Origin of the sequence: Parafrankia sp. EUN1f (assembly GCF_000177675.1) — a bacterium.
Classification (GTDB): Bacteria; Actinomycetota; Actinomycetes; order Frankiales; family Frankiaceae; genus Parafrankia.
The window spans coordinates 29,549-44,240 of record NZ_ADGX01000070.1; the positions used below are offsets into that span (position 1 = coordinate 29,549).

The window sequence follows — 14,692 nt, forward strand, 5'->3', positions numbered from 1 at the left end:
CCCCGCTGTGCCCGAAGGCTCCAGACACGGCGGGGCGGTCCACGTCGTACCGGATCATCTCGAATGCATGCGGCTGGCGGGCAGGGTCGAACCGATCAAGCGCGCTCTTAGACCTGGTGCAACTCTCCACGGGCGTATCCGCCGAACGAGGGCAACATTACGGATGGCCGCGGCGCACCTCGGGAGCTTGATGGGGTCAGCGGCCGCTCCGGGCTCCTGGCCTTCCGGCGTCCCGAGACCATCCGCCGCACATGCGGACGGTCTACCGGCCACGATCTTGAGCACCGTTGCAGGTCACGGCACTGACGCGACCGGGCCAGACGAGCTCCGTTGCCACACAACGCCCATACCTTGTGGCAACGTCCGCGAACACAGGCCTCGTGACCTCCCACCCGGAAAGCGGATGGTCAGCTTCACCGTTTACGCAGGTCAACCAGGGTGGCAGACGGACCGCCACCGGAATCACGCGACGCCGTTGCCACACCCGTTGCCATATAACGATCAACCGGTGATCGACAAATCCTGCTATTTCCGCAGGTCAAAGGGGTGGGCAGGGGCGGGGTCGAACCGCCGACCTTCCGCTTTTCAGGCCGGTCCATACCGTCCAGGAACGTCCGGACACGTACCCTGACGTGCACCTCTGGCTGCTGGAGTACCGCTCTGGCGGCCCACGTTGCCACACGCACTGCCACACATCGCTTGGCCCCGAGAGGACCAGCAACGCGGCCGAGCCTTCGCTGCACCCCTGTGTGGCAACCGGTATGGCAGCAGGAAGGGCGGTCCAGCCCAAGAGGCCCGCCGGCGCCTGGCAACCCACCACGGCCGCGTGGGGCACCCGATGAACGCCGAAGCGGCAGCAGCCGCGCCTTCGACGCCGACCTCATCCCGGGGTGCAGGATCATCCCCCGCCGCCGTGAAGATCGTCACTGCGGTGATCGTGACCGTCGTCGGGCTGACGTTCTTGTTCAGCTTCGGCAACATCCTCGCGCTCGGGCTTCGGCTCGGCGTCTCCCTCTGGGTCGCTCCCCTCGTCGCGCCCGCCGTCGACCTCTCCGTCGTCGGGCTCCTCATCGGCATCCGCCACCTCGCCCTTCACGGCGGACCCGCCGACCTACAACGATCCGCACGGCGCCTCCTCATCTTCGCCAGCATCGTCGCTCTCACGCTGAACATCTCCGAGCCACTGATCACCGGCCACTACGGCAAAGCCGCCTTCGACGCAGTCGGCCCACTCCTGCTCATAGGATGGGCGGAAGTCGGACCGCGACTCATTCAAGCAATGCAGACGACAGAACCATTTCCGGTCGATACGCTTCCACCCGCCGCGCAGACAGCACCCCTCGCTGATATACCTGTCCAGTCGACATCACAAGCACAGCCTCCGACACAACGTAAATCGGTCGAGCCACGGCCTTCCAGCCACCATGAGCGCGCATCAGACCAAGACCTCATACACCGGGCCTGCGCCGAAGACACCCTGCACTGGAAGCAACATCACCGACCGATCTCAGCCGAAACCCTCCGCAAGCGCCTCCACGTCGGAGCACCCACCGCACGACACCTCGTCACGCAGCTAAGGACCGCAACCCACGCTCGACTCGACACAAAAATCGACGGCAGCTTTTCCGCCAGTCAAGACGATGGGCTATCGGAACCGTAACGTCTGCGTTCCGGCACGCCGGCCGACAGGACTGGAAAACTTATCCAAGGATCTCCGGCCGGTGTGCACGGTACCCGACCGTCCCGGCGGCCGAGGCGCGGTGTCGGGTCTGGTGGAGGTGTTCGACCGGGTCCCGGACCCGCGGAAACCCCGAGGCCGGCGGCACAGCCTGGCGGTGGTGCTGACCCTGGCGACGTGCGCGGTCCTCGCCGGTGCACGGTCGTTCACCGCGATCGGTGAGTGGGCCGCCGATGCCGGCCTCGCGGTCGCTGACCTGCTCGGTATCGTCCGGGTGCCTGACACCTCGACGTTTCGCCGGGTGTTCACCGCGCTCGACGCCGACGCGCTGGACACGGTGCTGGGAGCGTGGGCCACCGCGGTGACCAGCCCGGCGGCGGGGATGCAGCGGCGGGTCGCGGTCGACGGCAAGACGGTGCGTGGCTCCCGCGCCGGTGACAGTCCGGGTCGGCACCTGCTCGCAGCCCTCGACCATGACACCGGTGTCGTGCTCGGTCAGGTCGCGGTGGACGCGAAGACGAACGAGATCCCCACGCTGCCCGTCCTGCTCGCTGGTCTCGACCTGACCGGTGTGATCGTCACGGCGGACGCGTTGCACACCCAGACCGAGACCGCGCGCTGGCTGGTCGGCCGCGGGGCGCACTACGTCCTGACGGTGAAGGCGAACCAGCCCAGCCAGTACGCCCAGCTCGCCGCCCTGCCCTGGGGCCAGGTGCGAACCACCACCGCGCGGACCGTCGAGCGTGGCCACGGCCGCTGTGAGCGACGGACCGTGAAAGCGACCGAGGTCCGTGCCGGGCTGTTGTTCCCGCATGCCGTGCAGGCGGTCCGGATCACCCGCCGACGCCAACCCCTCACCGGCGGGCCCGCCGAGACCGAGGTCGCCTACCTGATCACCAGCGTGGCGACCCATCAGGCCAGCCCATCCCAGCTCGCCGCGTTCGCCCGGGAGCACTGGCATGTGGAGAACCGGCTGCGCTGGGTCCGCGATGTGACTTTCGGTGAGGATCTCAGCCAGATCCGGACCGGTCACGCACCCCAGGTCATGGCCAGTCTGCGCAACCTCGCGATCGCGATCCTGCGCCTGACCGGCGTCACGAACATCGCCGCGGGCACCCGTCATCACGCCCGCCGCCCCGAACGCCCACTTCAGACGATCATGAAGCTTGCTTGCTAACCGACAACAATGCCGGGGCCCTGCCGGCTCGAGGCTTCTCCCGGCGTATGAGGGGTACTTCGACGTGCACACGGTGCCCCTCACCGACGCGACTGACCAGGTTCGGTTGGTTGCCGCGGTCAGCACCGACGTCACCGACCGGGAACTGGCCCGTGCCGAGCAGGCCCAACTCGCCAGCCTGACAGAGCAGGCACTGGTCACGGTCGAACCGGTTGACCTCTGGCAGCGCGCCACGACCGTGCTGGCCGACCAGCTCGGCGCCGCGGCGACGTTCCACGAGGTCGACGTCCCGGCGGGCACGGTGCACAACCTGAAGCTCGCCGTCGGCGTCGGCCCTCCCCCGCCCACTGGCGGTGCCGAGAGCGTGCTGTCCACAGTGATCCGCACTGGCCGCGTGACCGCACGGGCGCCGGAGACGTCGGAGGGCTGGTGGACCCTGGCCGCGCCCGTCGGCCGGCCCGGCGCCTACACCGCCGTGGTCGCTCTACATCATCCGGGGCCGGGCGCGGAGCCGTTCAGCGACCGGGACGGCGACCGGGACGAGGAGTTCCTCGGTGCGGTCGCGGGCGTGCTGGGCTCGGCGGCGGTGCGGTTCGCCACCGAACGGGAGATCCGCCACCGCTCGACGCACGACGCCCTCACCGACCTACCCAACCGCTCCTGGCTGCTCGGCCGGCTCACCCGCGCTCTCGAGCAGCACCGCACGGGCGTGGTCTTCGTCGATCTCGACGGCTTCAAGACCGTCAACGACACGCACGGCCACCGGGCCGGCGACCAGCTGCTGCGCGAAATCGCCCACCGGCTCCAGGCGGCGGTGCGGCCCGGCGACGTCGTCGCCCGCCTCGCGGGGGGACGAGTTCGCTGTGCTCTGCGAGCGGGTCGAATCGCCTGCGGCCGTGCAGCGGCTCGGCCAGCGACTCCTCGCGGCGATCAACGAACCCGTAGTGCTCGCGGAGGCGACGGTACGCATCTCAGCGAGCGCCGGGGCGGCGATCTCCCGCGTCGAGCTCTGCGACCCCGACCGCCTGCTCAACGCCTCCGACGTCGCCATGTACGCCGCGAAGCGAGCCGGAGCTGGGCAGTGCGTGGTTTACGAGTCCTGGATGCACCTTTGACGTCCGACTGGCATCCGACCGGCGGAGGTCACCATCGCCTCGATCAACGAATGGCTGCCCTGACAGACTTCCGAAACCGGGCTGAACCGTCCCGGGTCGGTGGAGACCGATGAGCGTGGGGATGCAACGACAGAAGCTGCGCGGCGAAGGCCTGGACGTAGTCGGAACCGCCCCCGCCGATCTGTGGGTCCAGCAGCTCGGCGCGCAACTCGCGGACCTGATCCTCGAGACCGCCGATGCGCCGCGAAGTGAAGGCACGCGACACCAGCATCCGCAACGTTTTGTGGATCGGAGGGTCAGAGAAGATCAGGAAGCCCGGCGGGATCGGGTCCTTGCCCATGATGTCCGGCAGGGTGCCATAGGCCGAGCCGACGATCTGGTCGGCCTGCTCGGCGAACGCTTCGAGAGCCCGGGCGATCCGGTCGTCGTTGAGCGCGTCCGCGCGGACGTCAGACCTCCTCGAACCGCCCAGGCCGCAGCCCAGTCGGTGACACGGACCATCGCGGCCGGGCTGGTCAGCCGGTTAGCGATTCGGGGATCGATGCCGTGGGTCTCGCGGTCGACGAGCTCACGTGTGATGAGCGCGGCGCCGCCCGCGACCGCGGCATTGGTGGTCCACGCGTACTCGATGAGGGAGGCGACGTCTCGGATGACGGCGTTTTCAGGAGGTCCAGGGGCGCCGGGAACGGCTGGGGCGACGGCGGCGGTCCGGGGTCCTGCGTGCGTCGCCGCGGCCCAGGGCCGGCAGGCGAGAGCGCCGTCAGGTGCCTGTTCGGTCCGTGGGAAGGGCTCCGGCCCAGCGGCTGGCGATGAGCCGGGCGATTCGTGCTAGCACGAATCGGAAGAGACGGGGCCGCGCCTCGGACCACCAGGAAGGGACGGCCCGGATCACACAGGACCGACCCCGATACGGCGGACAGGCGAGCGGACAGTCCCGACGCCGACGAGAGGCCCTGTCAGCTGCCTGAGAGAACGAAGGTCTTCTGGTCGGGGTCGAAGGTGAACACCCGGGGCGGGATCGCGCCGTGGGGCGTCTGCCGGCTGTAGGTCGCGCTGTCGGCGTACGTGGGCAGGTCAAAGGAGCTGAGCGAGAGGGCCGCTTGCTGGAAGGATTCGTAGGTGAGTTCGCGTCCGGCCTTCTCCGCGATCGCTTGGAACAGGGTGAGTGAGTTGCAGGCCGTGCGTTCCGACGTGCCGTAGCTGGGTTCACCGGCTTTCTCGGTCGCCGGGTCGACGAACTTCCCGGTGAGCTCCGGCATCGCGGCTTCCAGGGCGGTGACGCAGGGCTTGTTCGCCGGCCCGGCGTAGTCGAACGCCGAACCTAGCGTGAGGGCGCCGTCCAGCACGCTCAGGTCGCGGTCCTGGCTGCCCTGCACATAGCCCAACGCCTTCCTCATGTCGGTGAATAGAAGCGTCGGGCGGTAGTTCGTTTTCTCCAGCTCGGTGGGGAACCCGGACTGTGAACCGCCGACGAGAAGCACCGTCGTGACGCCTGCCGCCTGGAATTTCTGGATCACGGTGCTCGCTTGCCGGTTGACCGCGGCCGGGTCGCGGAGGTCGGCGTCGAGGACCGCGGTCTCGGTCACGGGGATGCCCTGATCCCGCAGGGTGGGGAGCACGATCTCGTCCAGGACCGCCTGGTCGTCCCGGTAGCTGACGACGCCGACGCCGTCACCGGCCAGGGCTCCCCGCTCGGCGAACAGGCGCAGGCCGTCGGGGATCTCACCGCCGCCGCGCTCGTCGGAGACCCACGGTGCTCGGGCCCGGGCGTAGCGTTCGGCGGTCAGCTCCCCGCCGACCACGATGGTCTCGTGGGTCTGGACGTAGCATTCGACGTCGTCGTCGGTGAAGGTGCCGAGCACGGCGAACACGTCCTCGTCCTCGGTGAGCCGGACGCAGGTCCTCTGGGCCCCCGCCGGAGCCAGCAGGTCGATCGCCCCGTACACCGGGACGACGGTGCGGCCGTTGATCCCGCCGTTCTCATTGACCTTGTCAACGAGTGCCTGGAAGACGGCTTCGTAGTCGCCGTGGTCGATGTCGACGAACTGCCGGACCGTTTCGAGGTCGGGGTAGGTGAAACCGATGGTGATGCTGTCGTCGGTCACGCCCGGCGCGGTCGCCGGGGCGGGGGGCGCCGGGTAGGCGTCGGTGGTGGGAGCGCCGGCCGGCGGGTCGTCGGACTCGACGCTGCAGGCGCCGAGCGCGACGGCGAGCACGCTGGCGCTGGCGAGTAACAGGTGGCGGCGCCGACGGCGGGATGGCTTCATCTGACGGTTCTCCTGGGATTCGGCGGGGTGCGGGGGGCCGGGTCAGGTGCCGGCCGTGGTCGGGGATGGATCGTGGTCCCTCGTCGGGGGGAGTGCACCGCTGCGGGCGACGGCGCGTTGGTCGGTGCCGAGGTAGCTGACGATGACCTTGGGGTCGTCGCGCACCACGTCCGGGGTTCCGGCGGCGATGACGCGGCCCGTCTCGAGGCAGTACACCCGGTCGCTGATCCCCATGATCAGTGGCATGTCGTGCTCGATGACGAGTACAGCCGCGTCGAGCTCACGCCGAATCTCCTGGACCAGCGGCCCGAACGCCTCGGTCTCGCGTTGCGCCACCCCGGCTGTCGGTTCGTCCAGGCACAGCACCCGGGCGTCCAGCGCGAGCAGGCCCGCGAGTTCGACGATGCGGCGGGTGCCGGTGGACAGGTCGGCGATGAACGCGTCGGCGTAGCGGCCGAGGCCGAGGAAGTCGACGAGGTCGCTGGCGTCGGCCCGGTTCGCGCGCTCGCGCCGGAAGGTGTGCGGCAGGTGCAGCGCGGTGGACAGAAGTCCGGTCCGGCCGCGGGCTTCCAGCGCGACCTGCACCGTCTGCAGCACGGTGAGTTCGGGGAACAGGGCGGCGGCCTGGAAGGTCCGGCCGAGCCCGGCGCGGGCGCGGGCTGCCGGGGCGGTGCCGGTGACGTCCCGTCCGAGCAGCTGCACCGTCCCGGCCGCCGGGACGAAGCCTCCGATGGCGTTCATCAGGGTGGACTTGCCAGCACCGTTGGTGCCGATCAGGCCGACGATCTCACCCGGCGCCACCTCGACTGACACCCCGTCGACGGCCGTGCGCCCGCCGAAGCGCACCCGGACGCCGTCGGTGCTCAGCACCGGCAGGCCGGGCAGCAACGGTTCGCGGCCGGCGGTGCGGGTCACAGCCTTCGGGACGTGCGCGCTCTTCATGGGCTGGGCTGGGCCGAGCCTGCGCTCGGCCGCGCGCAGGATCGCGTCACGGGCGGTGTAGCCGATCTGCACCAGCCCGCCGGGGAAGTAGAGGAGCAGGACCAGGAGGCCCAGGCTGGAGGTCAGCAGCGGGACGATCTCGTTGCCGGGGAAGATCGCCGGCAGGCCGACGACCCACAGCGAGCCGAGTACCGGGCCGTAGACGGACCCTAGTCCGCCTACGACCACGATGGACACGACGGCGAGGGAGTCGGCGGTGAGGAAGTACCGGTCGGTGTAGGTGACAGTCTGGACGGCTCCGGCGAGCAGGCTGCCGCCGAGTCCGGCGATCCCGCCGGCCACTGCGAAGGAGCGCAGCTTCACCCGGGTGGCCGAGACGGTGTAGGCGGCCGCCGTCACCGGGTTGTCGCGCACGCCGACGGTGGTCCGCCCGACGCCGGAGCGCCGCAGTCGCGCGACCACTACGAGGACGACGGCGAGCACGGCCAGCACGACGTAGTAGTAGGCGCGTTGGCTGGTGACGTCGATCCCGAAGACGGTGTCGCGGCGGAACGACGCGCTGCGCGAGCCTTCGTCGTGGAAGACCTCCCGGCGGTAGAAGTACTGCTCGGCGGCCATCCCGAACGCGAAGGTGCTGACGGCGAGCAGTAGCCCGCGTACCCGTAGTGCGCCCGCACCGACGGCCGCGGCGAGCAGCGCGGTTACCAGGCTGGCGAGGCCGACGGCCAGCGGGAACGGCAGCGGCTCGAGCGCGACGGTCGATTCCCCCAACGGGACGCGCAGGCCGCGGTGCAGCGAGGCCGCCGTCAGGGCGCCGAGCCCGGCGAATGCCATCTGGCCGAGCGAGAGCTGGCCGGCCCACCCGGTGAGGACGGTGACGGACGCCGCGCAGATCGCGTAGCCGAGGATCACGGTGTACAGCAGGTGCCGTGAGGGCTGGGTGACCACCAGCGGCAGCACGAGCGCGACCAGGCCGAGCAGCAACAACGGCAGGCGGTCCAGGTGGCGCACCCACCACAGGCCCCGCAGCCGGACGGGAACCACAGCGACCTTCGGGGCGAACGAGAACGACGAGGCGTCGGTGTCGCGGCCTCGGCTGACGGCGAACACCGCGACCAGGACCAGCCCTAGGACGACGAGTTCGGTCAGGCCGGTCTGGTCGAGCCAGGTGAACTGGACGAACGACTCCAGCAGCCCCAGGAGCACGCCGGCGAGCAGCGCGATCCGCATCGACGCCATGCCAGCGATGACCGCGGCGGCGAGCGCGCGCAGCAGCGTCGCGGGCCCGAGGGTGGCGATCTGCTCGAGGGACTGATTCTGCGCCGAGATCAGGACCAGGCAGACGGTGCCGAGCAGCCCGGCGGCCGCCCACACCGCCGTGGATACCACCTTCGGGCTGATGCCCTGCAACCGGGCCAGTTCCGGGTTGTCCGCCGCCGCCCGCACGGACCGGCCGAGCACGGTGCGCTCGAGGAACCAGCCGAGCAGCAGGGCAAGCAGCGGGACCGCGACAAGCACGCTCAGCTGCGCGCCGGTGATTCGCAGCTCGGGTGTCGGGGTCCAGGTGCCGTTCCAGGGCACCGGGTAGCGGGCGGTCGGGTAGTCGTCGAGGTCGGGGTAGGCGGTCACGACGGTGAGCGCGAGCTGGGCCACGCCTATCGTCGCCACCAGCATGATCACCCGTGGTGCGGCGAACAGCCGCCGGACCACGGCCAGGTCGACGGCCGCGCCGAACGCCGTGCCGGTGGCCAGCGCGATCGGCAGCGCGCCCCAGTACGGGACGTTCCAGCGGACGACCAGCAGCGCGAACAGCGCCGACCCGACGAGGCCGATGTTGGCGACGGCGAAGTTGACGACCCGGGTGGCGCGGTGCACCAGCACGATACCGACCGCGAGCAGGCCGATGACCAGGCCGTTGACGACGCCGTCGAACAGCAGCTGGGTGGTGGGCAGGTTCATCGTCAGCCGCCTTCGCGACCGAGGAAGACCGCGCGTGCGAGGTCGTCCCGTTCGGCCAGCTCACGAGCCGGCCCGGTGAACCGGACCTGGCCCTTCTCCAGGAACACCGCGCGGTCGGCGACGGCCAGGGCGATGTTCAGCGACTGCTCGACGACGACGATCGTCAGGCCTTCGGCCTTGAGCCGTTCGAGGATCGCGAGCAGGTCGGCGACCACCGTCGGCGCCAGGCCCAGCGACAGTTCGTCAATCAGCAGCACCTCGGGGTCGTGCAGCAGGACCATCGCCAGCGCGAGCATCTGCTGCTGGCCGCCGGACAGCGACCCGGCCGACTGCGACGGTCGGCTGGCGAGGTCGGGGAACAGGCTGAGCACGTAGTCGAAGCGTTCGGCGCGCCTGCCGCGGTCGCCGCGCATCCGGAACCCCGCCATCTCGAGGTTCTCCCGGACCGACATCCCGGCGAACACGCCCTTGCCGCCCGGGAGCAGCTGGACGCCGTAGCGGCCGCGCTGCTCCGGAGAGACGTAGGTGATGGTCCGACCGTTGAGCCGGACCACGCCACGCGACGGCGTACCCAGCCCGCAGATCACTTTCAGGATCGTCGACTTTCCCGCCCCGTTCGTCCCGAGCAGCGCCAACGTCTCGCCGCGCCGGACCTCGAAGGCGACGTCGAACAGCACCTGGACGTGACCGTAGGAGAAGTCGACGTTGTTGACCTGCAACACCGGGACGGCGTCGGGGTCCTCGCGCTGCCGGTCGCGCTCGGCGAGCTCCTCGCGCAGGTCCGCCACCACCAGCGACAGGTCGTTCCGCACACCGGAGGCGCCCCGGATCAGCAGCAGCCCACCGACCAGCGTCGAGGGGATCCCGACCACCAGCACCGCGACCCGGGCGTCGTAGCTGTCGGCGATCAGCCCGGACAGCACCGCGCCCCCGGTGGCGCCGACGAAGAACAGGTAGATCGCGACCAGCGCCATGCCGAGGCCGCGTAGCCGGTAGGGCGTCACGGACTGCACGACGGGGACGGTCATGGCGAACGCCACCGACGCGAACACCGCGCCGGGGACGGCGGCGAGCATGAACCCGATCCAGTGCGGCATGAACCACTGGACGGGCAGCAGCACCGCGCCGGGCAGGACGCACAGCCCGAGCAGCCGCACCGCCTTCGCCGGGTCCCGGCGGTAGAGCCGGTCGTACCGAGGGGCGACGACGGGCAGCGCCACCAACAACGCGAGCCCGCCGAGCGAGCCCATCAGGCCGCGTTGGAACGTCGACATCCCGAAGTGGTCCTCGGCCCACAGGTTTGCCAGGACGTTGGTGGTGAACAGGCTGAAGCCCAGCGCGGAGAACGCGGCGACGGCGGTCTTGATCGTCCTGATCCGCATCAGCCGGGCGAACGCCGCTTCGATCGAGATCGGCATCGGGTCGGTGTCCTCGACCACCTCGCCGAGAACGGAGCGCATCTCGTGCTGGCCGCGCGGAGGTTCCGGGAGGCGGAACGCCAGGACCGCCACGACCAGGGCGGGCAACCCGAGTACCAGGAACGGCCAGCGCCAGCCCTCGTCACCACCAGCCCAGCTGGCGATACCGGCGACCAGCAGCGGGCTGAGCGCGCCGGCGGCCCGGGCGGCGCCGAACGTCGATGCGGAGATCCTGCCCCGGACGCCGATCGGGTAGGTGTCGGCGAGCATCGAAGGGAAGACCGAGTTGGTGCTCGACTTGGCGGCGCCGACGCCGAACCGGGCCAGGAAGAACAGGAACGCGTTCGCGGCGAGGCCGGAGGCGAGCACCATGGCCGAGAAGACGACCCCGGCCCAGCCGATCACCCGGCCGCGGCGGCACCGGTCCGCCAGCCAGCCCATCGGGAGCGCGCCCAACACCAGGAAGGCGCCCGCCGCGGCGGCGATGAACACCATGGCGCCGTCGCTGAGCCCGAAAGAATCCCGGATATCCGGCGCCAGCACAGTCAGCGCCGCCGACTCCAGCTCGTCCAGCGCGGACAGGGTCACCAAGGCCAGGAAGGTGACCGAACCGCCAGCGGCCAGTCCCTGCCGCAGTGTCAGCGGTTCGCCGCCGACACCGGGCAGCAGCTCGTCGGCGAACAGCACCTCGCGCCGCGACTCGGCCTGCCTGGCCCGGCGCTCCGCTTCCGCGTCGATCAGACCGGCCGCGAGACCGGCCATCGTCGAACCGCCCGATGCCGTCTCCGACTGCCCGCTCACCATCGGGAGCGTCCGGCCACGGCCGACCAGGCAGTCACGGCCGGGGGCAACCAGGGGTCGCGGCACGTCGACATGTCGGCCTACCTTCCAAGTGACGTCACCGACGCGAGCGACGCGCGCCGGACGGTGACATGTGAAAGGTAGGAACGGCGCCCCTCCAGAACCGTGGTGTCCCCCACGACCTCGAACTCGCCGCGCAGCCGGACGTCGTCGGAGGCGCTGCCGACGAGCACCCCGACGGGACCCGGCTCGAGACCGAACCGGCCGTCCAAGCCGACGTAGCCGAGCTGGCTCATCGGCAGGCTGACCTCGACCGTCGACGCCGCGCCCGGGCTGAGCGTCAGCCGGGTGAAGCCGACGAGTTCCTGGGCCGGTCGGGTGACGCCGGTGGCCTGGTCCGCGAGATAGACCTGCGCGACCTCGTCGCCGGCCCGGCCGCCGGTGTTGCGCACGGTGAACGTCACGGTCACCGTGCCTTCGCCGTCGACCTCGGCGGGGTCGACCACCAGGTCGGAGTAGTCGAAGGTGGTGTAGGTGAGGCCGTGGCCGAACGCGAACAGCGGCGTCGAGGGCAGGTCGAGGTAACCGGAGTGGAAGTCCTGGTCGGTTCGCCGGTAGCCGCTGCCGGTCGGCTGGCCGGCGTGGACCGGTACCTGACCGGAGTGCCGGGGAATCGAGACCGGCAGCTTCCCACCCGGGCTGACGACGCCGAACAGCACCTCGGCCAGCGCGGTCGCGGCGTGCTGACCGCCGTAGTAGCCGTAGACGATCGCCGGCAACAGGTCGACGACGTCGGCAAGCGCCATCGGCCGGCCGCTGTTGACCACCCCGACGCACCGGGCCCCGCTGGCGACCACCGCCCGGACCAACTCGACCTGCCGCGCCGGCAGGGCGATGTCGGCGGTGTCACTGCCTTCGCCTTCGGTGCGGTGCGGGATGAACCAGCCCGCTCGGCCGCCGAGCGCGAGGATCACCACGTCGGCGCCGCGGGCCGACTCGACCGCGGCCGGGATGTCGGCCGGCTCGTCGTCGGCCACACCGCACCCGGCGCTGACAGTCACCTCGGCGCCCGGGCACGCCGAACGCACTGCCTCAGCCAGGGAGCGGGCGCCGTAGTACTTGCGGACGTAGTCGTCGATCGGGATGCCCAGCGGTTCCGCCAACTCGTCCATGATCTGTTGGATCGCCTCGTCGGGGACTTCGCTGACGAAGTGCTCGGTGCCGGGGAGCGCGGCACTCGCCCCTGACCGCATCGCGTCGACCATCTGCAGCGCGCCGGGGTAGGTATAGGCGGGGAAAGCCAGCGCCGGGCTGTCGGCGTGCGGCCCGATCACCGCGATCCGCCGGACGTCACGGGACAACGGCAGGACGCCGCCGTCGTTGGCCAGCAACGTCACTGATTGCCGGGCCAGGCGGTGCGACAGCTCCAGGCCCTCGCGCGCGACCGTCTGGATCACGACCGGGTCTTCGTCGGCGTAGGGACGGTCGAACAGGCCGAGCGCGAACTTGTCCCGCAGCACCCGCCAGGCCGCCTGGTCGAGCTGTTCGGTCGGGACCGCGCCGCGCTCGACCTCCCGCGCAAGCGTGGCGCCGTACCCGACGGCGACGGGCAGCTCCACGTCGAGGCCGGCGGCCAGCGCCAGCCGCCCGGCTCCGGCGGCGTCGGAGGCCACGTTGAGGCGCCGGTGCAGGTGGCCCACGGTGTCGTAGTCGGAGACGACGGTCCCGGTGAAGCCCAGCCGCTCGCGCAGCAGGGTGGTGAGCAGCTCCCGACTGGCGCCGACCGGGACACCGTCGACGGTGCTGTAGGAGTTCATGATGCCGCGCAGGCCGGCAATCTTGATCGCCGCTTCGAACGGCCGGGCGTAGACCTCGTAGAGCTCGCGCGGCCCCGCCATCGTCCGCGCCATGTTCTGGCCGCCCTCGGTGACACCGTAGCCGAGGAAGTGCTTGCCGGTCGCGATCACGGCCTCGCGCAGGTCGTCACCCTGCATACCGCGAACGAAGGCGACACTCATCGCGGAGACCAGGTAGGGGTCCTCCCCGTAGGTCTCGTGCACCCGCCCCCAGCGGGCGTCCCGGGCGACGTCCATGACCGGTGAGAGAACGTAGGTGTGGCCGGTGGCCCTGGCCTGCCGGCCCAGCACGCCCGCCATCTCCTCGACGCCGTCAGGGTTCCAGGTCGCGGCCAGGCCGATTCCGGTCGGGAAGCTCGTCAGCCCGGCGGCCACCACACCGTTGAGCGCCTCGACATGGAAGATCGCCGGGATACCGAGCCGGGTACGGGTGACGAGGAAACGCTGGATCTCGTTGACAGCCTTGGCCAACTGCAGCGGGGTCTTGTGACCCAGCATGCCCAGCGGGGCGACGTGGCCGATGCCCAGCCCCAGCCGCTGCTGGGCCTGGGCCTCGATCAGGCCGTTGACGCCGACCAGGCCGATCGGCATCACACCGGTGATCTGCTGGGCCTTCTCCTCGGTCGTCAAGGACGGCAACAGCGCACTGGCCCGGACCTCCGGGCTCAGGTTCCTATCGTCGGTCACAGGTTCCCTTCCTGCGGTGGCTTCACGGCGGCCGCGACGGTGCGCACCGCCACCGCTCGCACATCGCGGCGGCGGCGCGGTACCGGTGATCGTCCCGGTGCCATGCGGATGGACGACCGCGAGCGCCCGCCCGTCGACGGTGGTGCGTGGTTCTTCACCTCGATCTGGCTGTCCTCGGCGGACCTCGACCACGGGTCGGTTGGGAAGCAGGAATACAGGTAGCCGTCGACGTGGTGCCAGCGCGGTCCTGCTCACAGCACGCTGTCGCGCCGGGCGGTAACGTGACCCGCTCCTGGTCCTCGCCGCCCGTCATTTCCGAGGAGAGAAACGAACGAACTAGCCCTCGGGCCGAATTGTCGGTCGTATCGTTGGATCTAATACTCCAGCCCGACTTTTGTGATCAGTTGAGTTGTAGGGCTTCGGCCTGGCGGTGGTAGTGGCTGATTTGTGCGCGTGCCTGGTGGCGGCGTCGCCACCGGGACCAGGCCAGCACGAAGCCGGCGGCCGGGGCGGGTCGGGGCATCGCGAGCTGGATGATGAGGTGGCGGACCTCGTTGACGGTGAGCGGGATCAGCCCGTCGGCGGGTTCGGTGTCATGGGCCCGGGCGGTGGTGACGGCGAGGAAGGCGTGGGCGAGCATCGCGAGCAGGGTCCAGCGGTGCCAGCTGGTCCAGCGGCGGACCTGGTGCTCGTCGAGGGCGGCGAGTTCCTTGGAGGACTGGAAGTCGTCCTCCACGTTCCAGCGGATCCCGGCGACGCGGACATAGGTGGCCAGCGGGACCGGGGTCGGGT

7 protein-coding genes and 2 pseudogenes are annotated in these 14,692 nt (G+C 70.4%); 4 read left to right on the top strand and 5 right to left on the bottom strand.

Annotated elements, in window-relative coordinates; genetic code table 11:
- The first annotated feature begins 838 nt into the window (after nt 1-838).
- The 4 genes and pseudogenes from FREUN1FDRAFT_RS20915 (at nt 839) to FREUN1FDRAFT_RS47450 (ending at nt 3,970) form a co-directional block, all read left to right on the top strand.
- Nucleotides 839-1,660: a hypothetical protein gene (locus FREUN1FDRAFT_RS20915; protein WP_035952727.1), complete on the top strand. Its 822-nt coding sequence runs from the start codon at nt 839-841 to the stop codon at nt 1,658-1,660.
- A 61-nt stretch (nt 1,661-1,721) separates the two neighbouring features.
- The gene (locus FREUN1FDRAFT_RS20920; RefSeq protein ID WP_006542166.1) at nt 1,722-2,855 is read left to right on the top strand and encodes an ISAs1 family transposase; all 1,134 of its coding nucleotides are present in this window, start codon (nt 1,722-1,724) and stop codon (nt 2,853-2,855) included.
- Nucleotides 2,856-3,441: 586 nt separating this feature from the next.
- Nucleotides 3,442-3,645: pseudogene (locus FREUN1FDRAFT_RS47445) on the top strand (diguanylate cyclase domain-containing protein); the annotation flags it as partial.
- A gap of 106 nt (nt 3,646-3,751) precedes the next feature.
- Entirely contained in the window at nt 3,752-3,970 is a 219-nt protein-coding gene (locus tag FREUN1FDRAFT_RS47450) for a diguanylate cyclase domain-containing protein (RefSeq protein WP_255348223.1), read from the top strand.
- A 956-nt stretch (nt 3,971-4,926) separates the two neighbouring features.
- Here the strand turns inward: FREUN1FDRAFT_RS47450 and FREUN1FDRAFT_RS20935 are convergent.
- The 5 genes and pseudogenes from FREUN1FDRAFT_RS20935 to FREUN1FDRAFT_RS20955 form a co-directional block, all read right to left on the bottom strand.
- On the bottom strand, nt 4,927-6,237 hold the full coding sequence (locus tag FREUN1FDRAFT_RS20935) for an ABC transporter substrate-binding protein (protein ID WP_006542169.1): 1,311 nt from the start codon (nt 6,235-6,237) through the stop codon (nt 4,927-4,929).
- A 42-nt stretch (nt 6,238-6,279) separates the two neighbouring features.
- Complete coding sequence (locus FREUN1FDRAFT_RS20940; protein WP_006542170.1) at nt 6,280-9,138, bottom strand: branched-chain amino acid ABC transporter permease/ATP-binding protein; 2,859 nt, start codon at nt 9,136-9,138, stop codon at nt 6,280-6,282.
- A 2-nt stretch (nt 9,139-9,140) separates the two neighbouring features.
- Nucleotides 9,141-11,360, bottom strand: a complete 2,220-nt coding sequence (locus FREUN1FDRAFT_RS20945; protein ID WP_006542171.1) for an ATP-binding protein — start codon at nt 11,358-11,360, stop codon at nt 9,141-9,143.
- A gap of 77 nt (nt 11,361-11,437) precedes the next feature.
- Nucleotides 11,438-13,900 carry a glycoside hydrolase family 3 N-terminal domain-containing protein gene (locus FREUN1FDRAFT_RS20950; RefSeq protein WP_006542172.1) on the bottom strand — a complete coding sequence of 821 codons (2,463 nt, stop codon included), beginning with the start codon at nt 13,898-13,900 and terminating at the stop codon, nt 11,438-11,440.
- 400 nt (nt 13,901-14,300) lie between these two features.
- A pseudogene (locus FREUN1FDRAFT_RS20955) lies at nt 14,301-14,692 on the bottom strand (IS701 family transposase); the annotation flags it as partial.

Bases quoted from the DNA above. Each gene is read 5' to 3' on its own strand.
- FREUN1FDRAFT_RS20915 (WP_035952727.1), top strand. From the start codon at position 839: ATGAACGCCGAAGCGGCAGCAGCCGCGCCTTCGACGCCGACCTCATCC.
- FREUN1FDRAFT_RS20935 (WP_006542169.1), bottom strand. From the start codon at position 6,237: ATGAAGCCATCCCGCCGTCGGCGCCGCCACCTGTTACTCGCCAGCGCC.
- FREUN1FDRAFT_RS20940 (WP_006542170.1), bottom strand. From the start codon at position 9,138: ATGAACCTGCCCACCACCCAGCTGCTGTTCGACGGCGTCGTCAACGGC.
- FREUN1FDRAFT_RS20945 (WP_006542171.1), bottom strand. From the start codon at position 11,360: ATGGTGAGCGGGCAGTCGGAGACGGCATCGGGCGGTTCGACGATGGCC.